The sequence below is a fragment of the Sorangium sp. So ce302 genome (genome assembly GCF_051530145.1).
In the GTDB taxonomy this organism is placed as follows: Bacteria; Myxococcota_A; Polyangia; order Polyangiales; family Polyangiaceae; genus Sorangium; species Sorangium cellulosum_B.
Genome location: NZ_CP150326.1, coordinates 4,301,408 through 4,328,001 on the forward strand (window position 1 = coordinate 4,301,408; position 26,594 = coordinate 4,328,001).

Annotated in this window: 9 protein-coding genes; 8 read left to right on the top strand and 1 reads right to left on the bottom strand. The window is 67.8% G+C overall.

Annotated elements, in window-relative coordinates; genetic code table 11:
- Positions 1–9 precede the first annotated feature (9 nt).
- Entirely contained in the window at positions 10–861 is an 852-nt protein-coding gene (locus WME73_RS16455) for a hypothetical protein (RefSeq protein ID WP_437746395.1), read from the bottom strand.
- Between the two features lie 670 nt (positions 862–1,531).
- Here WME73_RS16455 and WME73_RS16460 point away from each other — a divergent pair.
- The 8 genes from WME73_RS16460 (at position 1,532) to WME73_RS16495 (ending at position 26,543) form a co-directional block, all read left to right on the top strand.
- The gene (locus tag WME73_RS16460; protein WP_437746396.1) at positions 1,532–3,178 is read left to right on the top strand and encodes a tetratricopeptide repeat protein; all 1,647 of its coding nucleotides are present in this window, start codon (positions 1,532–1,534) and stop codon (positions 3,176–3,178) included.
- A 91-nt stretch (positions 3,179–3,269) separates the two neighbouring features.
- Positions 3,270–7,133 carry a tetratricopeptide repeat protein gene (locus WME73_RS16465; protein ID WP_437746397.1) on the top strand — a complete coding sequence of 1,288 codons (3,864 nt, stop codon included), beginning with the start codon at positions 3,270–3,272 and terminating at the stop codon, positions 7,131–7,133.
- 11 nt (positions 7,134–7,144) lie between these two features.
- Positions 7,145–8,626 carry a tetratricopeptide repeat protein gene (locus WME73_RS16470; protein ID WP_437746398.1) on the top strand — a complete coding sequence of 494 codons (1,482 nt, stop codon included), beginning with the start codon at positions 7,145–7,147 and terminating at the stop codon, positions 8,624–8,626.
- 526 nt (positions 8,627–9,152) lie between these two features.
- Complete coding sequence (locus WME73_RS16475; protein ID WP_157906686.1) at positions 9,153–9,392, top strand: hypothetical protein; 240 nt, start codon at positions 9,153–9,155, stop codon at positions 9,390–9,392.
- A gap of 90 nt (positions 9,393–9,482) precedes the next feature.
- Positions 9,483–11,528, top strand: coding sequence for an AgmX/PglI C-terminal domain-containing protein (locus WME73_RS16480; protein WP_437746399.1), 2,046 nt, complete (start codon positions 9,483–9,485; stop codon positions 11,526–11,528).
- 656 nt (positions 11,529–12,184) lie between these two features.
- Positions 12,185–13,093: a tetratricopeptide repeat protein gene (locus WME73_RS16485; protein ID WP_437552778.1), complete on the top strand. Its 909-nt coding sequence runs from the start codon at positions 12,185–12,187 to the stop codon at positions 13,091–13,093.
- Positions 13,094–13,169: 76 nt separating this feature from the next.
- Positions 13,170–24,716, top strand: coding sequence for a tetratricopeptide repeat protein (locus tag WME73_RS16490; RefSeq protein WP_437746400.1), 11,547 nt, complete (start codon positions 13,170–13,172; stop codon positions 24,714–24,716).
- Positions 24,717–24,905: 189 nt separating this feature from the next.
- Positions 24,906–26,543 (top strand): protein kinase domain-containing protein, encoded by a 1,638-nt coding sequence (locus WME73_RS16495; RefSeq protein WP_437917400.1) that lies wholly within the window; start codon positions 24,906–24,908, stop codon positions 26,541–26,543.
- The last annotated feature ends 51 nt before the right edge of the window (positions 26,544–26,594 follow it).

Consider the following 26,594-nt stretch of genomic DNA (forward strand, 5'->3'; position numbering starts at 1 on the left):
ACCCGACGCCTAGAAGCCTTCGCACTGGTCCGAGTTGGCGCGGCCCTGCACGTCGCCGCAGGCCCCCTCGTTCTCGAACCCCGTGTTCTGCTTGATGCAGTACTTGCCGGTGATGTTCGGGTCCCCGAGGCCGACGTTCGGCCGGATCTCCGAGCAGGTGAAGCCCTGCGGGCACTCGCAGAAGTTGAAATTCGGGTCGTCCGGCTCGCCGTCGGCAACGCCGCACCGGCACGAGCAGTACACCGCCTGCTGCGCGTTCCGGTTCGAGTTGGCGGCGCACTGGCCGCACACGGGCGACGCGACCTGGTCGTCGGTCCCCGGCACGCAGCAGGCTTTGCCCTCGTTCTCTGCCGCCGACTTGGTCGGGTCCTGGCAGCCGGTGAAGCCGTCGCGGCAGAGGTAGAGCTTGCAGACGCCCTCGTCGCACTTCCAGCCGCTGCCGGGGCAGTCCGCGTCGACGCCGCAGCGACAGAAGGCGCCCGCTGCGTCGCACATGCGGCTGAGGCACTGGCTCGCGCCACCATCCGGCCTCGACGGTTCGCAGTCGGGCGCGTACGTCCCCGACTCCTCGCAAGTGGTGCACCCTCCCTGCCCGGGTATGCACGTCGCGGGCGCCTCCTGGCCGAGCGGGCAGCTCACGCGCCCCTGGAAGTGGTTCACCAGGCAGATCCGCGTCTGGCACTGGAAGGATCGCGATTCGATGTTCTCTTCCGTCACCTTGAAGCCAGCGAACTGCGAATCGTACTCATCTTCAGGAAGACACGGGTCGCCGACGCCGCCGCTCTCGCACGCGGAGGGCAGGCTCGCCATTGCGACGACGCTGAGCAGGCCGAGCAGGCCGGACAGAATGGAACGGGTCATCAGAACGTGCTCCTTCGGCGGCGGTGCGCGCCACCGCTTCGGCAGAGGCGCGCGGACGGGAGGCAAGAAAACGCTCAAGTCGAGGTGCTCAAAGGCACAACGTCAGCGGTTGGACCCTAGACGAAGCGCGCCTCGAGCGTCAACAGCCGGATGGGGCGCGCCCGTCCACGTCGCCGAGGTGGGCGGGCGCCGCCGGTGCGAGGCGTTCGACCCTGAGCGCGCTGGTCCCTTGGCAGCGGACGGTCAGGCTGCCGCCTGGGCGGCAACAGTGCGGCGAAGGCGCGACGATCGCACTTAAGGAAGCGAGCGCGCCTCCGTTCGATAATTCCACCGTCGACTCCTACGCAGTGCGCAACCCCAAGGCCGACCCGGCGCCCGGTGTCTCAGGACGGGAATGCAAGAGGGGGCCCCTCGCCCGGCATCGCTTGACAAGCTGCGCGCCACAATCCTACCATCCCCCGCCACACGCAAGTATCCGTTGATTCTCATTGAACTTTTTGGTTCCTGACCGAGCTGCCTCGGGGGTCTACGGCGCGCGTTCTCCGTGTGTGGAGCCGCGAACGGGGCGAAGGGGCCACGATCTTTACGTCGCCGAAAGCGAGGAACGACGATGCGGAACCGGGTGGCGAGTATCTGCCTTGTAGCTTCTGCCCTGTTGCTATCCCCCGCCGTGGGGCATGCGCAGCCCGGCAAAGGTAAGCCCGTCGCGGCTGAAAAGGCGGACGCCAAGGGCGAGAAGAAGCCCAGCAAAGAGGTCAGCGCCGACGAGGATGCGGGCCCCGTGACCGCGGGCCAGATGACGGAGGAGGCGGCGCAGGGCAAGCGGCTCTTCGACAGCGAGCGGTGGAGCGACGCCGCGCGGCAGCTGAAGCGCGTCGTCGACGGCGACACCGGCGATGACGATGGCAACAAGCAGATCGCCCAGTACCACCTCGCGATCGCGCTCTACCGCCTGCAGTTCTACCAGGCGAGCTATGCGATCTTCTCGCAGATCGCGGACAAGCCGAACCACCTCAAGTTCAACGAGACGCTGCTCTGGCTGTCCAAGCTCGCGACGCAGCTCCCGGAGCCGGCGGACATCATCGAGCGCGTCGGCAAGTACAAGACCGAGCAGATCGCGCGGTTCAACAACCCCCAGCAGCGCGACCTCTACTGGCAGCTCAACTACCTGCTCGGCCGCTACAAGTACCGGAACCGGAACTACGAGGAGGCCATCAGCCTCTTCGCCAAGGTCGACCCGAACAGCAAGTACTACGTCCAGGCCCAGTTCTTCAGCGGCATCTCGTACGTGCAGCTGCGCAAGTCGGTGCCGGCTGTCAAGTCGTTCCAGCGCATCGTCCAGGCGATCGACGAGGGCGTCGAGGGCCTCGAGGACGAGGCGCGCATGCGCGACCTCGCGTTCCTCTCGATGGCGCGCACCTACTACTCGGCCTCCGTCCGCCTCGACGACAACAACGTTCCGACGATCGACGCCGCGAAGCTCTCGGCCGCCGTCAAGTACTGGAACCGCGTCGACGTCGCGAGCGAGTACTGGCTGGACAGCCTCTTCGAGCAGTCCTGGGCGTACTTCATGGCCGGGCTGTACCCGCAGGCGCTCGGCAACATCCACACGATCGAGTCGCCCTACTTCCCGAACTCGTTCTATCCCGAGGCCGACATCCTGAAGGCCGTCGTCTCGTTCACGATCTGCCAGTACGGCGACGCGACCACGATCGTCGCGAAGATGAAGAAGAAGTACGAGCCGATCAAGAAGGACCTCGAGTCGATCCTGGTGCGGTACCAGGGGGAGGGGAACGAGGAGCGCTTCTTCCAGTTCCTGAAGGACGTGGGCGCCGGCAAGGGCGACATCCCGCCGAGGGTCCGGCCGATCGTCGAGAACGCGCTCTCCGACCGCCAGCTCCGCCGCAACATGGAGTACGTGCGCATCCTCGATGAGGAGGGGGATCGGTTCAAGAAGGCGCCCGCCAACTTCCGCAACTCTCCGGTTGGCAGCGACGTGACCGACGCGCTCGAGTTCGCGAGGAGCCTCGCGATCCGGAACGCCGGCACGCTCGGCCGGGAGCGCTACCAGCGCAACCTCGACGAGCTCAACGAGCACCTCCGCGACTCGTCGAAGATCCTCATCGACATCACCGCGGCCGAGAGGAACAAGCTCGATCAGCAGGTCGTCAGCGGCCAGCTGTCGAAGGAGGACGCGCTCACGTACGGCGTCGTCAAGCCCGACGACGAGCACGTGCTCTGGCCGTTCGACGGCGAATACTGGCGCGACGAGCTCGGCTTCTACCGGCAGGTCGTGACGTCGAAGTGCAGCAAGTGAGCGATTTCATCATGGTTGGCCCCGCGGCCAGAGGTCGCGGGGCAGGCAGCGCTTCCTCACGGGGGTCCGTGGCGGAGGGACGGAGATGGAGATGAAGCAGTCGAAGTTCGGTGTACTGCATGCGCTCCGCGCGGCGGCGGGTACGTTGGCCGTGGCGGCGTGCGCGGTCACAACGAGCCCCGCGTCGGCGGCCGACGCGTGCATCACGCAGCCGGCGAAGGATGCGATCGCCGCCTGTCCGGGCGGCAAGCTCCAGGTGTCGGCGGGCAAAAAGCCGCAGGTCAGCTTCAAGTCAGCCCCGCAGGGGATCCAGCTGAAGAAGCGCGAGGACTTGACGAAGCCGGCCAATCCGACCGCGTCACAGGCCTCGGCGCAGCGCGACGAGCGGCGCAATCGCCTCGCCCCGAAGGTGAGGAGCCTGCTCGTGACGGAGATCCAGGGGCTCGAGGGCCTGTATTCCTCGACGCCGAAGAACGCGCCGGACCGGCCGAAGCTGATGCGGCGCCTCGCCGAGGGCTACGTCGAGCTCGAGTCGGCGGCGTTCCGCGACAAGACCGAGGGGCAGATCAAGGCGGACGAGGCCAAGCGGAAGAACCCGAAGGCGGTCGCCGGGCTCCGGGCCGAGATCGCCAAGGCCGACAAGATCCTCGTCCTCGCGCGTAAGCAGGCGATCAAGTACTACACGGACCTGAAGACGCAGTATCCGAAGTACTGCCAGAGCACCAACGCGGCCGACCCCGCGAAGAGCACGGGCTGCACGGACGAGGTCCTCTACTACCTCGCCTATGAGTACGAGCAGGCCCAGCAGCTCGAGGACGCTCGCAAGGTCTACTTCGAGCTCATCAAGAACTGGCCGAACTCGAAGTACATCCCGAACGCGTACCTCGCCTTCGGTGAGCTCTTCTTCAACGAGGCGCAGGGCGACCCGTCCAAGTGGGACCTGGCGGAGCAGTCGTACGTCAAGGTCACCCAGTACCCGCCGCCCGAGAACAAGGTCTGGGGCTACGCCCACTACAAGCTCGGGTACGTCTACTGGAACAAGGGCGACTTCGCCCGCGCCATCAGCGAGTTCAAGAAGACGATCGAGTACGGGCAGCAGTTCCAGCAGATGCCGAACGCGGCGCAGCTCGCGATCTCGGCGCGGCGCGACATCATCCCTGTCTACGCGCTCGCGGGCGACCCGCGCAAGTCGCACGACTTCCTCCGTCCGCTCAGCGGCGACGCGAGCGGCAGCTCCGAGAAGACGTTCAAGATGATGGACGACCTCGGGCAGAACTACCTCGACACCGGTCACTACAAGGAGGGCATCGAGCTCTACACCGACCTGATGACCCGCGATCGGGGCCCGAGGTACTGCGTCTACCAGGGGCACATCGCGGAGGCGACGCTCGCCATGAAGTCTGGCAACAAGGACCAGATCATCGGCGAGCTCGGGCGCCAGCTCGACGTCCACAACAAGTTCCAGGGCGAGGGGCACCCGGCGGACGCCAAGCTGAAGTGCTCGAACATCACCGCCGGTCTGCTGACCGAGACGGCGATGGCCTGGCACCTCGAGGCGGTGGGCTCGGGCGGCGTGCGCGGCACCGGCGACAAGAAGACGATGCAGCTCGCCGCGCAGCTCTACGACAAGGTCGTCAACAACTTCAAGCAGGAGCAGTTCGCCAAGTTCGAGTTCCCCCGCATCCTGAAGGAGGACTGGCCGAACATCTTCAAGATCAAGTACGCGATGGCCGACCTTCTGTACTTCCAGAAGGACTGGGCCAAGTGCGGTCCCGCGTTCGACTCGGTCGTGGCCGAGGATCCGAACGGCCCGCAGGCGGCTGAGGCCGCGTACGCCTCGGTGCTCTGCTACCAGAACATCTACACCGAGACCCACAAGGACGGCTCCGACAAGAAGGGGTCCGGCAACCTCCCCGACGGGGGGACGAGCAAGAAGGGCGACAAGAAGGCGGAGAAGGCGAAGTTCCAGCCGAAGGACTTCAGTGACAGCCAGAAGGGCATGATCACCGCCTTCAACCGGTACGTCTGCTACATCAAGCCCGCGGCGAACGACAAGGAAGCCCAGGAGCAGTACGTCGAGGTGAAGTACGCGCGCGGCCGCACGTACTTCGAGGCGCAGCACTGGGAGGAGGCCGCGCTCGCGTTCCGCGACGTGGCGCTGAACCACGCCGACAAGGAAGTCGGCATCTACGCGTCGCAGCTCTACCTCGAGTCGCTCAACGTCCTCGGCGCGAACATGGACCCGCCGCGTCCGTCTTGTTACGACGACATGGCCGCGGATGTGCCCAAGTTCATCGATCTCTACTGCAAGGGCGGCAAGGAGAAGGAGAACGCCGAGCAGTGCGGCATCCTGATCCGCATCCAGCGCGACATCGAGCGCCTGCGCGCGCAGAAGCTCGTCGAGGCTGCTGACGCGGCCGGTGGCGTCGAGGCCCTCAAGAACTATGAGAAGGCCGCCGTCGCCTACATGGACATGTGGAAGAAGTACGGCGAGGCCGCCTGCGAGGCGAAGCAGCCCGCGTGCGAGAAGAGCGAGGAGGTCCTCTACAACGCCGCGAAGGCGTTCCAGGCCGCCCGCCTCATCGCCAAGTCGATCTCGGCCCGCAAGATCCTGCTCGATCCGCGGTACAACCTCCACAACACCGAGCTGGCGAAGACGTCGATCTACGAGATCGGCGGCAACTACCAGGCGATCGCGGTCTACGACGAGGCGGCGAACTGGTACGAGCGCTACGCCCGCGAGAACCCGAAGGGGGAGAAGGCCGCCGAGGCGCTCCAGGACGCGGTCGTGCTGCGGCTCGGCCTCGGTCAGGAGGACCAGGCGATCAAGGACGCCGACCTCTTCAACAAGAACTACGGCAAGGCGAAGCCGGCGCAGACGGCGCAGATCGCGTTCGCGATCGGCGCGCACTACATCGATCGCGAGGACTGGGATCAGGCGCGCCGGCGGCTGTCGACGGCGATGCCGCAGATCGATCGCAACGCGACGTTCGACGTCCAGGTGCAGGCGCACGCGATGTACGCGCGCGTCCTGTTGCAGACGAAGAGCGTGACCCCGGCGAACGGCGAGTACAACAAGGTCCGCGGCTACTGGAAGGACCCTGCGGCCGCGCTCAAGAAGCTCGACGCGATCGGCGGCGAGGAGCCGGAGAAGCTGCGCCGGCTCGGCAAGGTGCTGACCGCGGTCGGCGAGGCCTACTTCCACTTCGCCGAGCAGAAGCGGAAGGACGTCGATAAGATCAAGTTCCCCGAGTACAAGGGCTCCGGGAACCGCGAGGACGTCCTCAAGCACATCAACACCAAGGTCGCCGACTGGGTGAAGAAGAAGCGCCCGGCGATCGAGGCGGCCGACGTCGAGTACCAGAAGATCCTCAAGCTGGAGCCGACGCCTCCGCCGAAGTGGGTCATCGCGGCCGGCGCGCGCGTCGGTCAGATGTGGGGCAAGTTCGTCGCCGAGTTCCGGGCCGCGCCCATCCCGAAGGAATGGAAGGGGCACGGCATGGTCCCGGGCACCGACGTCTCGTACGACGAGATCCGGGGTGAGTACTACTCACGCCTCGACGAGGCGAGCGAGCCGCAGAAGCAGATGGCGAAGGGCGCGTTCAAGACCTGCCTCGACCTGTCCGTGAAGTACCAGTACTTCGACGACTACTCCCGTACCTGCGAGGTGTGGCTGTCGAAGAACTACGGCGCCGAGTACCACCTCATCGACGAATTCCGTGGCTCGCCGTCGCGGGTCAACTCCGGCATGAGCGAACGCCCTGCGCCGCTGAACCTCGACGGGACCGCCTTCCGAGAAGCGCTGACCGCGACCGACAAGCCGGCTGCGAGCAAGGACAAGGAAGAGGGCGAGGACAAGAAGGCGGGCGAGGACAAGAAGGCGGCGCCGGCGGCGGCTGGCGCGTCCAAGGAAGGCTCGGCGCTCGATCGGGCCACGACCCGACCCAGGAAGTGATGGAGCGAAACATGAGAAGCATCACCTCATTGGCAGCGGTTGCGGTGCTCCTTCTGGCCGCGACGGGTTGTGGCGGCGGCAGCACCGGCGGTACGGCTCACGGGGCGAAGGACCCGACGACGGGCAAGACGATCACGGACAGCAAGGGTCAAGCCGTGTCGGTCGAGGCGGCCAACAAGTTCAAGACCGCCATGGACTCCATGGTCCAGCACGACAAGGCTGGGGACTGGTCCGAGGCGACTTGCAGCTCGACGGCCCAGCTGTTCCTGGACGCGGCGGACGAGCAAGGGGACACGACGTTCGCCGAGGCCATCTACAACGCGGGGCTCGCGTACCAGCGTTGCAAGAAGGACTCGGAGGCGAAGAAGCACTTCACGCAAGCGCTTCAGAAGAACCCGAAGTTCCACCCCGCGCGGGTCCAGGTGGCGCTCTACAACCTGGCGGAGTCGGGCGAGAGGAACCTCGACGCGGCGATCAGCGAGATGCGCCAGGCCGCCGTCGTCGATGCTCAGTACAAGAACGTCGAGGCGCTCGTGCACCTCGCGCTCCTGTACATGAAGCGCGGCAACCAGGTCGCGGACAACGATGGCCCCAACGACTTCCAGCGCGCGAAGCGGTACATCCAGAGCGCGCTGGCCGTCGATGACGCCTTCATGCCCGCGTTCAACCAGCTCGCGATCTACTACCTGGAGACGGCGAAGCAGAAGGCGGGCAGGAAGACGGGCAAGGCGGTCGCGACCAACGTCAGCAAGCAGAAGAAGGTCGACACGCAGGCGCTGGAGCTCGCGGCGCTGGTCTGCTCCCAGGCCATCCGCAAGAACCCCAACTACGCGCCGATCCACAACACCGCGGGGATGATCCAGGTCGAGCTCGCGAACCTGAACGGCGCCGTGCAGGAGTTCAACCTCGCGAGGAGGCTCGATCCGACCTTCTACGAGGCGCAGATGAACTACGCGGCGGTGAACCTCCAGTTCCGCGGGTTCCAGCAGGCGGACGAGGCGTACCGCGCGGCCCTGAAGATGCGTCCGAACGACTACGACGCTCATCTGGGCCTCGCGCTCGCCCTGCGCGGTCAGATCGATGACGCGAACTTCGACAGCATGGTGGCCGCCGCCAGCGCTGAGCTCGAAGCCGCCAAGAAGGTCGCCCCCGAGCGCGCCGAGACCTACTACAACGAGGCGATCCTGACCCAGGAGTACAAGGCGAAGTCGGGCGGCAAGGGGGCCGAGGGCGCCCTCATGTCGGCGAAGGGGCTGTTCGGTCAGTTCATCCAGAAGGCGGGCGCTAGCACCGAGTTCGCCGACGCGGTGAAGCGGTCGAAGGAGCGTATGAGCGAGATCGACCAGATCATCGCCTTCAACAAGCAGACCGAGGCCGAGCGGAAGGCGGCCGAGGCCGACATGAAGACGAAGGAAGCCGAGCAGGAGGCAGCTGCCGGGAGCGAGGGCGAAGGGGGCGAAGCGACGACCCCGGCCCCGGCTCCTGCCCAGTAGCGGAGCCTCGTCCTGCGCGCTGTCGATGGCGGGGTGCAGGTTCGTGTGACACGGGCTCAGCCGCTAGGCAGGCAAGTGAGGCGTACAAGGTACGCCGCAGCGAGCCGAACGACGCGGATGAGCCCGTCGCGCACGAAGATGCGCCCCACCACAGCGGACGTCCCGATCGGTCCGGGTCGCAACGAGGGTGAGCGAGGGATACGGTAGTATTCCGGGCGAGCTCGACGGGCGGGGCGGACCGCGTGGCGGTGCGACAGACAACGGCACCTGGAGCCCCCTTCTCTCGCTGCACGAAGCTGCATCAAGGAGAAGGGGGCTCGCTCTTTTCGTCTTCGTCGCAGCTCTCTGGGAACCTTGGGTAGAATCGGTTGTCGAGGCGTGTGTGGGTCGTGCTCTCCGACGCCTCGATAGCATGCGAAGCTGGTTGACCGGCCGCCGCGGAAGGCGGTACAATGGCACTGTAACCGAGTCGAAACATTGTGAGGAGGCTGGAATGAGAGGGTTGACCCGATTGGGTGCGGGAGTCGTGGCTGCCGTTCTTACGAGCGTGGTCGCCTCATCGGCGTTCGCGCAGGGAGCGGCTCCTGGTGGTGGGAAGAAGGACGAGGGCTACGGGTACGAGTTCTCGGACGATCCGCTGAACGCCGGTGGGTTCGGCCCCAACGACGCCACCATCCGTGTGCGGCCCGGCCCTGTCCGGACGACGCTGATCAGGCCCCGCACCTCGTTCGTTCCGGAGATGCTCAAGTCGGTCGAGAACCTCTGATGTGACGGGCAGGTTTGGCACCTGCCCTATCGATTTACCCCCCGGTGCTGGGGGCGTGCGCCGCGCGGCGCATAGGGAAGGCTGGCGGAGATGGAAGGCAAGCAAAGGGTCGCTCTCACATTTGCGCTCTACCAAAACGAGGCGCTCGTCCGCCGGGAGACGATCACCCAGGATATCGTCAAGGTAGGCAAGGACGCGAAGAGCCATCTGCGTGTCGATGACGAGCTTGCCTCGCGCATGCACGCGGTCATCGAGGTCGCCTCCCCGCAGGACATCACGCTCATCGATCTCGGCAACGAGCCGGGCACGATGGTGAACGGGGCGCGCGTCAACAAGTGCAAGATCAGCCCAGGCGATCAGCTCCAGATCGGCGGCACGAAGATCATGCTGGAGCGCGCGGAGCCGGTGGCGGTCGCCGCGGCCGCGGGACCTGCGAAGCCGGTTCCCGCCAACCCGTTTGCGGCGGCGCCTGGTGGGAACCCGTTCGGCGCTGCGGCGCCCGGGAATCCGTTCGCGGCCGCGCCGCCTGGGAACCCGTTCGCCGCGGCCTCCGCGGGCGGCGCGGACCCGTTCTCCTACAACAACCCGTTCGCGCAGTCGGCGCCGGCCGTCGACGAGGTGCCCCCGGACGCGCCCGAGGGCTCCTACACGTACACGCTCGTGAAGAACGGGCCGGACGTGCCGAGCGACGAAACCGAGGTCCCGGCGGCCTCGGTCGAGGTCATGATTCTGTGGGATGCTGCGGTGCTCCACGTCGAGCACCTCACGCCGCCGCGCTCCTTCTACGTCGGTGAGGAGGCGGGGAAGAACTTCAAGTGCGACTACTTCATCCCCTCGGAGAAGCTCGGCACGACGCGGGCGCCCATCATCCTCGCGGATCGCTCCGGCTCGGTCTCCGTGGTGCTCCTGCCCCGCGCGACCGGCACCATCGAGATCCCGGGTAGGCCGAAGATGACGGTGCAGCAGGCGATCGATCAGGGCCTCACGCAGCCGTGTTCCGAGCTCTCTGGCGCCTATCAGATGGCGCTTCCGTCGGGCGGGAAGGCGAAGGTAGAGCTCGACGGCATCGTCTTCCAGGTGTCCGCCGTGAACGCAGGCAAGGTCGTGGCCGGCCACCTCCAGCTGGACACGCAGAGCCTGCTGTACACGGGCCTCTCGATGGCGGTTCACCTCGGGCTGCTCGCGGCGATGGCCTTCTTCATGCCGCCCCTCGGCGATACGGGCGAGGACGGGATCTCCGCTGACCAGCAGTTCCTCATCCAGCAGTACCTCGCGGCGGCCGCCGAGAAGGAGATGGAGGAGAAGGAGACCGAGCAGATCGCCGACAACGCGGCGGACAACAAGGAGGGCGGCACCGGTACCCGCGCCAAGGGTGAAGAGGGTTCGATGGGTAACCCGAACACCAAGGCCACCGGCAACCGCTACGGCGTCCAGGGGCCCGCCGACAACCCGGATCCGCACATCGCCCGCCAGGCCGCGCTCCGCGACGCCGCGGAGTTCGGCATGATCGGGCTGCTGAACGCCGGCGCCGGCGGCGATCCGAACGCGCCGACCGCGCCGTGGGGACGCGACGATTCGCTCGGGAACGATCCGCTGAGCGCCCGCGGCAACATGTGGGGCGATCAGATCGGCGACTCGTTCGGCGCTGGCGGCCTCGGCCTCTCCGGCATCGGCGAGGGCGGCGGCGGGCGCGGCGAGGGCATCGGCCTCGGCTCGATCGGCACCATCGGGCACGGCGCCGGCACCGGCACCGGCCAGGGCTTCGGCTCCGGCCATGGCCGCCTCGGAGGGTCGCATCGCACCAAGCCGCCGCAGGTGCGCATGGGTGCTACCAGCGTGAGCGGCCGTCTGCCCCCCGAGGTCATCCAGCGTATCGTCCGCCAGAACTTCGGTCGATTCCGGCTCTGCTACGAGAACGGGCTCAGGAACAACCCGAATCTCCAGGGACGTGTCGCGGTGCGCTTCGTCATCGGGCGCGACGGCGCGGTCTCCAACGTGGGTAACGGCGGTTCGGATCTGCCCGATAACGGCGTGGTTTCCTGCGTCGTTCGGGCGTTCTACGGCCTGTCGTTCCCGCAGCCCGAGGGCGGTATCGTCACCGTCGTCTACCCGATCATGCTCAGCCCCGGCGGCTGAGCCCGCCTCACCGCTCGGTTCGAGCGAACGCCCCGCACGCGAAGTGCGGGGCGTTTTCCGTTTCAGCGCTGGATGCGGCCGGCGCCAGGCGCGGCCGGGGGTCTGCGGCGAGCGCTGTGGGGTGGCCAGCTCGGCGTCCGCCGCGCGGGGTAGGGCGGGGGCCCCGCGTGAAGGCGCTGCAGCGAGGCGCATGCGCGGGGTTTGAAGCCCTGGACTTCCGCGGTTGCCTCCGCCTATTCTCGCGTCGCCGCGCGAGGTTCAACGCGCGCCACCTCGGGACGCTTGTGACGGTGCCACACGGAGCGGGGCAGCCCGTCTCCTAGATTGCTGACGGAGCGGCGCAGCCGTCTCCGGGACGCTGGAAGGAGCGGCGCAGCCGACTCCGGGATTGGGGACGGAGCGGCGCAGCCGGCTCCGGGATTGGGGACGGAGCGGCGCAGCCGGCTCCGGGATTGGGGACGGAGCGGCGCAGCCGACTCCGGGACGCTGGAAGGAGCGGCGCAGCCGGCTCCGGGATTGGGGACGGAGCGGCGCAGCCGGCTCCGGGACGCTGAAGGAGCGGTGCAGCCGACTCCGGGACGTTTTGAAGAGGGGCGACGCGACGCCCAGGTCACTCAGAGGCCGGCGATGCCGGGGCCATTCGAAAGGTGAGCGAGATGAAGCTTGGGGCATTCTTGATGGTTGGCCTGGTCGCGGCGAGCGCGGCAGGCCTGGGCTGCAGCCGACACCGCCAGGAGGCCGTCATCCTGGCGAATCAGGCCGACAAGGAGGTCGCCGTCAACCCCGACGGTGCGGCCAACAAGTACGAGCAGGCGACCAAGCTCGACCCGAACAACCACCGCATCTTCTTCAAGCTGGCGATGGCACACAAGAAGTCGGAGTCGTGGGACAAGGTCGCATCGACGCTGGCTCGCGCCACGCAGATCGCCCCGAAGTTCGCCAACTACTGGTTCGAACGGGGGTGGGCGCTCGAGCAGCAAGCGAAGAAAAAGACGATCTCGTACGAAGAGGCCAAAGAGCCGTACCAGAAGTGTATCGAGAACGACCCCAACTTCGCGGATTGCTACTCCCAGCTCGGGAACGTTTACCTCTGGACGGACGACGAGCAGAAGGCGCTCGAGAACCTCACCAAGGCGATCGAGCACAATCCGAACGAAATCCGCTACTACGCGGCGCTCGCCGACCTGTACACCCGTCTCGGGTACACGAAGGAGGCCGAGCAGGTGCTGAAGGAGGCGAAGTCGTTCGCGAAGCCGGGGGACAAGTACCTCTTCGGCGTCCACAGCCTGCTCGCGTCGGTCTACCAGGACCGGGGGTCCACGGCGGAGATGGTGTCCGAGCTCGAGGCCGCCAAGGCGGTGGCGCCCACGGATGGTCCCGAGTCGGTGCAGATTCTCTGGAGTCTCGGGAGCACCTACGCGACCCTGGATCCGCCGCGCAAGCAGGAGGCAATCCAGATGCTCAAGGGGTTCACCACGCGCGCCTGCAAGGGATCGAAGGCGGCGAGCTTCAAGACCGAGTGCGAGACGGCGAACACGCTCGTCGCGCGGCTCGGCGGTCAATAGCCGTGATGCCGCGCGCGGCACGGGGCACGTAAGCGTTTCAATTCGTTCGAAGGTCGGGGCCGAGGGTCGATAATCAATGGATCTTGCGCAGCGTCTCAATCATCTCGAGTCGGTTCATGACTGGCAAGGGCTCGTCGAGGAGCTCGAGAAGGGGATTGCGGCCGAAGGGGACGCGACCCGGAAGGCGGCATATCACCTGAAGCTCGGGCGGCTGCTCGAGGAGAAGTTCCTTCAGGCCGTCAAGGCGCTGAAGCACTTCCAGGACGCCTACAAGCTGAATCCAGCGCTGTTAGAGGCGCTGGAGTCGGCTCGTTCCATCTACTGGGACCTCGGCAAGACCAACATGGTCCAGAAGCTCCTGGAGCTCGAGCTGAGGAACGCCCCCGAGGGTACCGCGGCCGCCGAGCTTCGCGTGGAGCTCGGCGACGTGCTCTGCGACGCGGGCGATTTCGAGCGCGCGACGGAGATGTACGCGAAAGGCCTCGCTGCGTCCGGCGGGACGAGCGAGGAGGCGCGGGCTTGCCTCTTCGACATGCAGGTCGATCAGTCGTCGTGGTCGGCGCGCATGGCGGAGCTGGTGGATGCGGCCGACGCGGCCGCGAGCACCGACGAGCGCAAGCGGCTGCTGCTCCGCGCGGCGCGCCTCGCGAAGCGCTTCGATCGCGGTCAGCTCGAGGACCTGCTCCGGAGAGCGTACGAGACGGCGCCTTCCGACAAGCAGGCCGCGACGATGTTCGAGGGGCTCCTCGTCGAGGCGGAGCGGCCGCAGGCGATCGTGGAGACGCAGCGACGCATCCTCGACGCGCGCGCCGGCGTGGCGCGCGGAGAGGCGGCGTTCAAGTTCGGCGTCCGCTGGGCCACGCGGCACCAGAACGTCGAGATCGGATCGAAGCTCCTCGAGGAATCGCTCCGGTTCGACCCCTCGAACGAGGCTGCGTTCGCCTACCTGCGCGAGCTCTGGGGGACGAAGGAGGGCAACTGGGAGCGCGTCGCGTCGCTGGCGGAGAGCGCTGCCAACCAGAACGGCAGCTCCCCGTACATGATCGCGCAGGCGGGCGGCATCGCCTGGCGCCAGCTCGGCAACCTCATCCGGGCCAGGAGCTGGTTCGAGAGGCTCTCGGCGGTCGCCCCGACGCACCCGAGCGTGAGCGCGTTCGAAGCGCAGATCGGCGAGCGCCTCACGGCCGCTCCTGTCGCGCCGTCCGCGCCTCCACCGGCTGCTGCCGCGCCCGTGCCCGTTGTCGTCGCGCCCGCGCCTGTTGTCGTCGCGCCGGCCGCGCCTGCGCCCGTGGCCGTCGCGCCTGCGGACGCCACGCCGCTTCCCACGAGCGCGCCTGCGCCCGTCAGCGCGCCGGCCCCGCTCAGCGTGCCGGCCCCGCTCAGCACGCCGGCCCCGGTGAGCGCGCCGGCCCCGGTGAGCGGCAGGGCGAGCGCGCCCGCGAGCGCTCCTGTGGACGCCTCGTCGGTGGACGAGCGCGACGCGAGGTCCTCGGTGGCCGACATCGAGCCGCCGCCTCCTGCGCGGGCTCCCGCCGAGAGCAGGCCTGCGGATTCGGAGGTCGGCCGGCGGCCGACAGCGCCGCCGCCTCCCGGCGCGGAGGTCGCGGGCCGCGTCGAGGAGCTCAAGGCCAAGGCCCAGAAGCAGGAGCAGGCCAAGCGGTACAACGAGTACGTCAAGACGCTGATCGAGATCGCTGAGGCGGTCTCGGATCCTGCCGAGAAGATCGACAACTACGCGAAGGCGGCGGAGCTCTACTCGGGCAAGTTCTCGAACGCGGCCGAGGCGGTGAAGTGCTACGAGTCGATCCTCGCGATCGACGGCGAGCACGCGCAGGCGATCGACTTCCTCCGCCAGAGCTACGAGAAGCGGCGCGACTGGGAGAAGCTCATCGGGCTGCTCCGCCGCGAGGCCGCGGCGCTCCCGGAGGGCGGCGATCGCGCCGCGAAGTACCTCGAGATCGCGAAGCTCGCGTCGGAGCGGGTGAAGAAGGTCGACTTCTGCATCGAGCTCTGGGACGAGGTCCTCGCGAACGACCCGGAGAACCCCGAGGCGCTGAACGCGCTGGCCGGGCTCTACGAGAAGAACAAGGACTACCAGGCCTTCGCGAGGGTGCTGCAGAAGCAGGTCGACACGACCTTCGACAGCACCCAGAAGCTCGCGCTCCTCAGCAAGCTCGCGCAGCTCTACGGCGAGCGCCTCAAGGACGACGAGGCGGCCGTCAAGGCCTGGCAAGAGGTGATCGCGCTGAACCCCCAGGACCGCAAGGCCCAGGAGGCGCTCAAGAAGGCGTACCTCCAGCTGCAGCGCTGGGACGACCTCGAGGTGTTCTACGCCGAGAGCGGCAAGTGGGACGAGTTCATCCGGGTCCTCGAGTCGCAGGAGGCCAAGGAGACCGACGACGCGGCCAAGATCAGCCTGCTGGTCAAGATCGCCGAGCTCTGGATGGTCCAGAAGCAGAAGGCGGATCGCGCCGCGCGCGCCTACGAGAAGGTGCTCTCGATCGACGGCTCGCACCTCGCCGCGGCCGAGGCGCTCATCCCGATCTACACGCAGGCGAACAACCCGAAGGGGCTCGCCGGCGCCATCGAGGTGAAGCTCTCGCACGACCAGGACGACGTCTCCCGGCTCGACCTCTACCGGCAGGTCGCGGCGCTCTACGAGACGCGCCTCAAGGAGCCGCAGCGGGCGTTCGAGCGTTACCTCTCGGCCTTCCAGATCGCCCCGCAGGACGAGCAGTGCATCGATGACGTCGAGCGCGCCGCGCGCTCGACGGAGGGGTGGGACGCCCTGATCCAGGCCTACTCGTCGGCGATCTCGCGCGCCGAGGGCGAGGGGGACATCGCGCTCGGGGTCGATCTCCGGCTCCGGCTCGGGCGGGTGTTGCTCGACGAGGTGAAGCGCATCGACGAGGCGCTCTCGCAGTTCCGGGCCGTGTACGAGGCGGACGGCGAGAACCAGGCCGCGATCGGCGCGCTGGAGCGGCTCTACCGCGAGACGGGCCGGTTCGGCGAGCTGCTCGGCATCTACGAGAAGAAGCTCGGCATCGTCACCGAGCCGGAGGAGCGCAAGCAGATCCTCTACGCGATCGCGGAGCTCTACGAAGGGGAGCTGCGCGACGCGGCGCAGGCGATCGGGACGTACCGCCAGGTGCTCGACGACGAGCCGATGGACCCGCAGGCGCTCGCGGCGCTCGACAAGCTCTACCGCGAGCAGCAGGACTGGGAGTCCTACGTCGACGTGCTCCGCAAGCGGATCGACTCTCCGCTCGACGAGCAGGCGCTCATCGACCTCAAGTTCCGGCTCGGGAGCACCCTCGAGAAGCACCTGAACGATGCGGCCGGAGCGCTCGAGAACTACAAGGAAATCCTGATCCTCGATCCGGGCAACGACGCGGCGCGCCTCGCGCTCGAGGCGCTGCTCTCGAACGAGTCGCTGCGGGCCGAGGCGGCGGCCATCCTGCAGGAGATCTACGAGGGGCGCGGCGACTGGGAGAAGCTGATCCAGGCGCTGGAGATCCTCGCCGCGGCCGAGGGCGACACGGCGACCCGCGTCGCGCTGCTCCGGAAGGTGGCGCGGACGGCGGCCGAGAGCCTGAGCGACCTGGGCCGCGCGTTCGACGCGCAGTCGCGGGCGCTCAAGGACGACCCGTCGCACGCCGAGACGCGGGCGGAGCTCGAGTCGCTCGCCGCGCAGGCGGGCGCCTGGGACAGGCTCGACGTCATCTTCAGCGAGATCGCCGATTCGCTGAGCGACGCGCGGCTGAGCCGCGAATACTGGATGCGCCTCGGGAGCATCCACGAGCGGCTCGGCAAGGTCGAGGAGGCGGCGAACGGCTACCTCCGCGTGCTCTCGATCGATCCCGCCGACTCGGAGGCGCTGGAGGCGATGGACGAGCTCTACCGGCGCACCGAGCGCTGGGGCGATCTCATCGGCGTCTACCGGCGCCGCATCGAGCTCGTGCACGAGCCGTCCGAGCGCGAGGGCCTCTATGCGCAGATGGCCGAGGTCTACGAGCAGCGGCTCGGGCAGCCGGAGGAGGCGATCGCCGCGTACCGCGAGGTCCTCTCCATCGACAACACGAGCCTGGTGGCGCTTGCGGCGCTCGACGGGCTCTTCAGCCGCCAGGGCATGTGGGAAGAGCTGGCGGACAACCTCGAGGCGCAGCTCGGCATCGCGGTCGAGGAGGAGGCGCAGATCCGGCTGATGCTCCGGCTCGCCGCGCTGCGGGAGTCGCGGATGCGGCTCGTCGACTCGGCGATCGACATCTACCGGCAGGTGCTCGAGCGCGAGCCGACCAACGTCGAGGCGCTCGGGGCGCTCGAGCGCCTCGGGAAGGTCGCCGAGCACGAGCTCGCGATCGCGGAGATCCTCGAGCCGCTGTACCGCCAGTCGGGCGACTTCCAGAAGCTCATCGGGGTGCACGAGGTGCAGGTGCGGCGCAGCGACGACGTGACCCGTCGCGTCGAGCTGCTCCACCAGATCGCCGTGCTCTACGAGGACGCGGGCAGCGACCTCAGCTCGGCCTTCGACACCTACGCGCGGGCGCTGAGCCAGGATCCGGCCTCGGAGTCGACGCAGGAGGGGCTCGACCGGCTCGCGCGCGCGACCGGCCGCTTCGCCGACCTGGCGCGCGTGTTCGAGACGCTGGCGGCGCAGCAGACCGACGCGGAGCTCGCGAGCTCGCTCTACACGATGAGCGCTCGGATCTACGAGGGAGACCTCGGCGACATGGACAGCGCCGTCGGGCACTACCGGCGCGTGCTCGAGATCGATCCGCGCAACCTGCACGCCGCCGAGTCGCTCGAGCGGCTGTTCAGGACCTCGGAGCGGTACAACGAGCTGTCGCAGATCCTCCAGCAGAAGGCGGACATCCTCGACGACCTGAGCGAGAAGAAGCTCGCCCTCTTCCAGGCCGCGAGCCTCGAGGAGGAGGTGCTCGAGCGGCACGATCAGGCCATCGCCGTCTATGGCAAGGTGCTCGAGCTCGACGCCGAGGATCTGCGGGCGATCGACGCGCTGACGAAGCTCTACCTCAGCCTCTCACGCTGGCAGGAGCTCCTCTCGGTCTACGCGAAGAAGGCCGATCTCGTCCTCGATTCGAACGAGAAGAAGCGCATCTACTACCAGATCGGCGCGGTGTACGAGCGCGAGCTCGGCAACGTCGCGAGCGCGATCGACACGTACCAGCGCGTGCTCGAGATCGATCCGGACGATCTCCAGGCGCTCGGGCGGCTCGACGTGCTCTACCAGACGTCGCAGAACTGGCTCGAGCTGCTCAGCGTGCTCCAGCACGAGGCGGAGATCACCGCGGATCCGGCGGAGGGCATCAGCTACCAGTACCGGATCGCGGAGCTCTACGAGAAGCACCTCGACGACGTGTCCCGGGCGATCGAGCTCTACCGCGATCTCTTGCAGCAGATGCCCGATCACGAGCCGACGCTGCGGGCGCTCGAGCAGATCAAGGACGGCAGCCGCGAGCCGCTCGGCGCCGCGCTGGTGCTCGAGCCGATCTACGACGCGTCCGGCGAGTGGCAGAAGCTGATCAGCGTGCTCGAGGTCCGGGTCAAGGTGGCCGAGGACCCGTACGAGAGGGTCGATCTGCTCCACCGCATCGCGCGCCTCTCGGAGGAGATGCTGAGCGACCACGTCACCGCGTTCGAGACGTACGCGCGGGCGGTGACGTGCGATATCGGCAACGAGGAGTCGCTCTCGAACCTGGAGCGGCTCGCGATGATGGTGAACCGCTGGCCGCAGGTGGCCGCGCTGTACGACACCGAGCTCGGCCGGCTCGGCGAGGAGCCGGCGCGCTTCGTGGAGCTCGGGCTTCGGCTCGCGCAGATCTTCGAGACGCAGCTCGACGACATCGACAGCGCCGTCGCGCGCTACAGGCGCGTGCTCGAGGTCGAGCCGGAGAACCAGACCGCGATCGCGTCGCTCGATCGCCTGTTCACCGCGACCGAGCGGTGGGGCGATCTCGTCACCATCCTGTCGCGCGAGTCGGAGATCGCGCAGTCGCCGGACGAGATCCTCGAGTTCAAGTACCGGCTCGGCGTGGTCTATCAAACGCGTCTCAACGACCTGCCCGCGGCCATCGGGGCGTACCGCGAGGTGCTCACGGCGGCGCCCGAGCACTCGCCCACGCTCGAGGCCCTCGAGGGGCTCTTCGCGGCCGGGATCAAGCAGATCGAGATCGGCGCCATCCTGGAGCCGCTCTACCAGGCGGCGGCGGAGTGGGAGAAGCTCGGCGGGGTGCTCGAGGCGGAGCTCACCCACCTCACCGAGGCGCAGGAGCGGCAGGCGATGTACTACCGGCTCGGGGAGCTCCAGGAGGAGCGCCTCATCTCGCCGGACGGGGCCCTCGCCGTCTTCATGCGGGCGTTGAAGGAGTACCCGGGCGACGAGAAGACGCTCGAGGAGGTCGAGCGGCTCGCCGGCTCGGTCGACGGCGGCTGGGAGATGCTCGCCAACGCGTACGCCGACGTGCTGGGCATCCACAGCGACAAGGACGTCCAGACCGGCATCGGCAAGCGGCTCGCGCGGGTCTTCGAGACCGACCTCAGCGACGTCGCCAAGGCCGAGGAGACGTACCGGTACGTGCTCGGCATCGAGCCGCTCGAGGCCGAGGCGCTCTCGAACCTCGATCGGATCTACACGCAGCTCGAGCAGTACCCGGAGCTCGCGAGCGTGCTCGAGCAGCGGGTGCGCGCGACCGAGGATCGCCCGGAGCTCGTCGACCTGTACCTCCGGCTCGGGCAGACGTACGAGGAGCGGCTCGGTCAGCTCGACGACGCCATCCGCGCGTTCCGGCGCATCTTCGACGAGCTCGAGACGACGAACGAGCAGGCGATCAGCGCCCTCGAGCGCATCTACACGGCCAAGGGGGCCTGGACCCAGCTCAAGGTCGTGCTGGAGCGAGAGCTCGAGAACGCGATGGGCGACAGCCAGGAGGCCGACATCCGCGCCAAGATGGCGCACCTGCTCGCCGATCGGCTGAACGACGTCCAGGGCGCGGTCGAGACCTGGAAGCGCGTCCTCGACCTCCGGGGCGAGGATCCGGAGGCGCTCGGGGCGCTGTCCAACCTCTATGAGCGCGTGGGGCAGTGGTCCGAGCTCTGCGACGTCCTCGAGCGGCATTACGACATCGCGATCGATGACGAGTCGCGCGTCGCGGTGCTGCTCCGCCGCGCCAAGCTGTTCCACGAGCAGCTCGGCCGCGACGACTCGTCGCTCGACGACTACCAGCGCGTCCTCGACATCGACTACGCCAACCTCGAGGCGCTCTACGCCATCGCGGCGATCTGGCGGCTGCGCAACGAGCCCGAGCAGATCGTGAGCTCTCTCCACCAGACGGTGGATCGGGCGCGGGACGTGCTGCCGGCCGAGAACGTGATCGCGCTGTACCGCGAGCTCGGGACGACCTACCAGCACGTCCTCGGGCAGGCGTACGACGCCATCGACGCCTGGAGGAAGCTGCTCGAGGTCGACCCGAAGGACTTCGAGGCGATGGCCGCCCTGGAGAACCTGCTCCGGGCCGAGGGGCGCTGGGTCGAGGTCATCGACGTGAAGATGGGCCGGGCGGCGGCCTACGAGTCGCCGGCGGACAAGGTGCGCGAGTACCTCGAGGTGGCGCAGATCTGGGAGCACCAGGTCGAGGAGAAGGACCGGGGCACGCTCGCGTACGAGAAGGTCCTGGAGCTCGAGCCGACGCACGACCAGGCCTTCGCGGCGCTCGAGGAGCTCCACGACGCGGCCCGACGGAGCGAGCCGCTCATCGAGCTCTACCTCGCGCGGCTCGAGTCGCGCGAGGAGGTCTCCGACAAGACCGACATCCTCCGCAAGGTGGCCCGGGTCTTCGAGGAGCAGCTCGAGGACAAGCCGCAGGCCTTCGACGCGCTGCTCACGGCGTTCGAGATGGACTTCTCCGACATGGACACGGTCCGCTACCTCGAGCGCATGGCGCAGGCGACGAACCGCTGGCCCGAGCTCGTGCAGACGGTGAACGGGTGGCTGCAGCAGCAGACGGCACCGCTCCAGAAGATCACGCTCTGCCTGCGCCTCGCCAAGTGGTACGCGGAGGACCTCGGTCACCCCGAGTACGCCCAGCCGTACTACCAGCAGATCCTCGCGCACGACCCGAACAACGTCGCCGTGCTGCGCCAGATGGCGAACTTCTTCAAGAAGACCGGCCAGTGGCAGCAGCAGGGGCAGATGCTGACGAGCGCCCTCAACGTCGCGGTCACCGACGTCGATCGGAAGGAGGTCCTGACCGAGCTCGGCGAGGTCCTCGAGAAGCACATGGGCGAGGTCGAGCAGGGGCTCAGCTTCTACCGGCGCGCCCTCGACGTGGATCCGCTGCACCTGCCGGCCCTCGAGGCGCTGGAGCGGATCTACACGGATCGCGATCAGTCGAACGATCTCGTCGACGTCCTGCTCCGCAAGGCGCGGGCCGTGAACGAGTCCGACGTCGTCGCGGCCGTGAAGCTGCGCACGGCCGGCCTCTACGAGTCCAAGCTCGGCCTGATCGAGAAGGCCGGCGCGGTCTACCGCGAGGTGCTGGACATCGACGCCTCGAACCTCCTCGCGATGCGGGGGCTCGAGCGCGTCTACACGGCGACGCACCAGTGGCCCGATCTCGTGCGCGTCCTCGAGATGCAGCTCGACGTGGTCACCACGGAGCGCGAGCGCATCGACGTGCTGATGAAGATCGCGACCCTCCAGGAGGCGCAGTTCCTGAAGCCCGATCTGTCGGCCGCGCGCCTCGAGCAGGTGGTCGAGATCGACCCGAGCCACGAGCCCGCGCTCGAGGCCCTGGAGCGCTGCTATCGCCGGCTCCGCCAGTGGCACGATCTCATCAACACCTACGATCGCCACATCACCGCGGCGGAGGATCGGCAGAAGAAGATCGAGCTCTGGTCCCACACGGCCAAGGTCTACGCAGAGGAGATCGAGGACCTCGACCGCGCCATCGACGCGTACCTGAACATCGTCGACATCCAGGACACGCACATCCCGGCCCTGGAGGCGCTGGCGAAGCTCTACGAGAAGCAGGACAACTCGGCGAAGGCCATCGAGTACATGACGCGCGTCGCCGACCTGACGGCCGACGGCAAGCAGCGCGTCGAGATGTACTTCCGGATCGGCCGGCAGCTCGACGAGAAGCTCGGCGAGCGGGTCCAGGCCCAGGAGCGCTTCGAGATGGCGCTCGATCTCGATCCGTCGCACGTGCCGACGCTGGCGGCGCTGCGGGTGATCGCGATCGACGCGGCCGACTGGGATCGGGCGGCGCGTTACCTCGATCAGGAGCAGATGAACACCGACGCGCCCCGCGCCAAGGCGCGGCTGCTCGTCGAGCTCGGCAAGCTCCGGGACGACATGCTCGGCGAGCACGCGCTCGCGGTGCAGGCGTACGAGATGGCGCTCCAGAGCGATCCCGACAACGAGGACGCCGCGATGCCGCTCCTCAACGAGTACGTCTCCACGGAGCGGTGGGCCCAGGCCGAGCCGCTCGCGGAGATGCTCGTCAGGAAGAGCGGCAAGCGCGATAGGTCAGAGCAGCACCGGCTGCAGCGGACCTTCGGGCGGGTCCTCGATCGGCTCGGCAAGGACGACGCCTCGCTCAAGGCGTACACGGCCGCGCACAACCTCGATCTGACCGACCAGGAGACGATCCGGGGCCTGGCGGACGTCAGCTTCAAGCTCGGCGATTGGGCGAGCGCGCTGACGAACTACCAGAAGGTGCTCACCAGCCTCGACGAGGCCGAGACCGAGGAGCGCGCGACCGTCTACTACAAGCTCGGCTGCATCAAGCAGGCGCAGGGGCAGTCGAAGCAGGCGGTCAACAACTTCGAGAAGGCGCTCGGGGCCGATCCCGCGCACCGGCCGACGCTCGAGGCGATGGTCGCCGTCTACGACGCGCTCAAGGACTGGAAGCAGGTCTGCCACTACAAGCGGCTGATCCTCGACAACATCATGGACGGCCCCGAGCGGTTCAAGATGTTGAACGACATCGGCGACATCTGGGTCGACAAGGAGAACAACATCCCGAAGGGCGTGGAGGCCCTGGAGGAGGCGCTCGACCTGGAGCCGCAGAACCACGTGCTGCTCCACAAGCTGCTCCAGCTCTACCAGCGCACGGGGCAGTGGGAGCGGATGGTGGACTGCCTCCAGCGCATCGCGGAGCTGGAGCCGCAGCCGGATCGGAAGAGCCGTTACCTCTACACGATGGCGCAGATCTACCGCGACAAGCTGGACGACCCGGCGCGCGCGGTGGAGCTGTTCAACGACACGCTGGACCTGAACCCGCACTCCCTCGAGGCCTTCGAGCGCATCAACAAGATCCTCACGGCGCAGAAGGAGTGGAAGCAGCTCGAGCGGGCGTACCGCAAGATGCTGCACAGGGTCGCCGGCAAGGGGAACACGGACCTCGAGTACAGCCTCTGGCACGCGCTCGGGCTCATCTACCGCGATCGGCTCGGCGACAGGACGGCCGCCCTCGAGACGTTCCGCATGGCGTCGCGGCTCAAGCCCGAGGACGCGACGGAGCACCTGATCCTCGCGGAGCTCTACGAGCAGTCGGAGCAGTTCGATCTGGCGACCGGCGAGTTCCAGGCGATGGTCAAGATCGATCCGATGAAGATCGACCCGTACAAGCGGCTCTACCGCCTGTACGTGGACAGCAAGCGCTACGACCAGGCCTGGTGCGTCGCGGCGGCGCTGTCGTTCCTCCGCAAGGCCGATCCCGACGAGCAGCAGTACTTCGAGGACTACCGCCCGCAGGGGCTCATCCAGGCGAAGAGCCGGCTCGACAACGAGCAGTGGATCAGGAACCTGTTCCACGAGGAGGAGAACCTCTACGTCGGCAAGATCTTCGAGATGATCGCGGGGGCCGCGCTCAGGGCGAAGATCGAGACGCTCAAGCAGCGCCGTGAGCTGCCGGTCCTCGATCAGCGCTTCCTGCAGGATCCGGCGACCTCGACGGTGACGTTCGCCCGGACCTTCGGGTGGGCGGCCAACGTCCTCGGCCTGCCGGCGCCGCGGCTCTACGTGCGGAGCGACGTGCCCGGCGCGCTCGTCGCGGTGGCGAACGAGCAGCCGGCGTCCGTCGCGGGTCAGACCGTGCTGACCGGGTTCTCGCCGCAGGAGCTCACGTTCATCGTCGGCAAGCACCTCGCGATGTACCGCGGCGAGCACTACATCAAGACGCTGTTCCCGACGGTCACCGAGCTGACGGTGCTCCTCTTCGCCGGGATCAAGCTCGTCGCGCCCGACACGTCGGTCCCGCCGGACATCGAGAAGCAGATCACGGCGACCGCGCAGACGCTCCGCGGGTTCATGCAGCCGATGCAGCTCGAGGGGCTCCGCATGGTGGTCAAGAAGTTCCTTGCGGAGGGCGCGAAGGCCAACATCAAGCGGTGGGTCCAGTGCGTCGACATCACCGCGGCGCGCACCGGCCTGCTCCTCTCGGGCGATCTCGAGATCGCGAAGAAGATCATCGCCGCCGAGCCGCAGCAGCCCGGGGATCTCCCGCCCCAGGACAGGCTCAAGGAGCTGATCGTCTTCTCGACGAGCGATCAGTATTTCGCGCTGCGTCAGGCGCTCGGGATCGCCATCGGCGAGGGGTGATCCCGCGCGGCAGCAGGGCCTAAGTAGCGGAATTCACCCCAATAACCGGAGCACCCGGGGCATTCAGGGGAGCGCGCGCGCGCTCCTCGCCCCGGGGCTCCGCTGTGCCGGAGGGATGCACATCTCCATGAGTCTGCTTGACGAGTCAGCAATCCTTACGAACGATCAGGTGCTGTGACCTCGTCATCGATGATCGTCCGGCTCCCCGTGCAGTCCGCGAGAGGCTTCGGGAGATACAGGCTGATCGCAAAGCTTGGGCAGGGAGGGATGGCCGAGGTCTTCCTCGCTGCGCATCGCGGCCCGCTCGGGTTCGAGAAGCTGGTCGTGATCAAGCGGCTCAAGCCGGGGATCGCGACCGAGCCCGAGGTCAACGCGATGTTCCTCGACGAGGCGAGGCTCGCCGCGCGGCTGAACCACCCGAACGTCGTGCAGACGTACGAGTGCGGCCAGATCGACGAACAGTACTACATCGTGATGGAGTACCTGGAAGGGCACTCGCTCGATCGGATCTGCAGGAAGATCGACCCGTCGCGTCACCGCGCGGTCTACCTGGCGATCCTCGCCGACGCGCTCGCCGGGCTCCACTACGCGCACGACCTCATGGATTTCAACGGTCAGCCGCTCCATGTGGTCCACCGCGACATCAGCCCGCACAACATCTTCGTCACCTACGACGGGCAGGCGAAGGTCGTCGACTTCGGCATCGCGAAGTGGGCGACGCGGGACGCGGACACCAGCACCGGCGTCGTGAAGGGGAAGATCCGGTACATGGCGCCGGAGCAGGCCCTCGCGACGATGGTCGATCGCCGCGCGGACATCTTCTCGATGGGCCTCATCTTCTGGGAGCTCGTCGTGGGCGAGCGCTTCTGGGGGGATCTCTCCGACGTGCAGATCCTCCAGCGGCTCACGTTCGGCGAGATCCCGAAGCTGCGCGAGCGGTGGCCCGCGGCGCCTGACGCCCTCGAGCGGATCTGCTCGCGCGCGCTCGCGATGGCGCCCGAGGAGCGGTACGCGACGGCGGCCCAGATGCGTGACGACGTCGAGGCGTACCTGGCGACGATGGGCCGCCGCCCCTCCTCGGCCGAGATCGGTCGCCTCATCGGTGAGACCTTCGCGCACCGCCGCGCCGAGGTGAGGTCCGCGATCAGCGACCAGCTGGGGCGGCTCCACGCCGGCGCGGCCGAGGGCGGGGAGGAGTTCGAGATCCTGCCCGTGCTCGAGGAGCGCGGCGCCGTGCCGTGGTCTCAGCGCATGCCGCTCTCGCAGATGTCGCAGCAGTTCTCCGCGCCGGTCGGGGACCAGATGCTGGGCGACGACCCGTCGCGCGAGGACAGCATCTCGAACCGCCAGACGATCCCCACGATCATGGTCGCCAACACCAAGTCGACCCGGCGAAAGGCGCTCTGGAGCGCGGGGATCGCCGTGCTCTCGGTGCTGCTGATCGGCGGCGCGTGGGCGGTCCTCGCGCTCCGCCCCACGACGACCCCGCCGGAGGGCGATGTTCCTGCGGAGACCAGGGGGGGCGAGGCCACGACCCCTTCTCCTCCGACCTACGCGCCCCCGGTCGCCAACCTCGTCGAGCTCCGGATCATCGCCACGCCGCTGGACGCGAAGATCTACCTCGACGACGTGGAGCTCCCCAGCAACCCGTTCTTCGCGAGGTTCAGCCGGGATGGCACCGGGCACCGCATCCGGGTCGCCGCCGACGGGTACACCCCGGAGGCGCGCTTCGTGGTGTTCACGCGCGACGAGGTGCTGACCATCAACCTCCGCCCGGTGCCGTCGACGTCCCCCAAGGCAGGCGGCGGCACCGCGCCTCGGAAGTGACCGGCAGCGCCGCGGGCTCGGCGTAACCGCCGGAGGCCGCGCGAGGGGGCG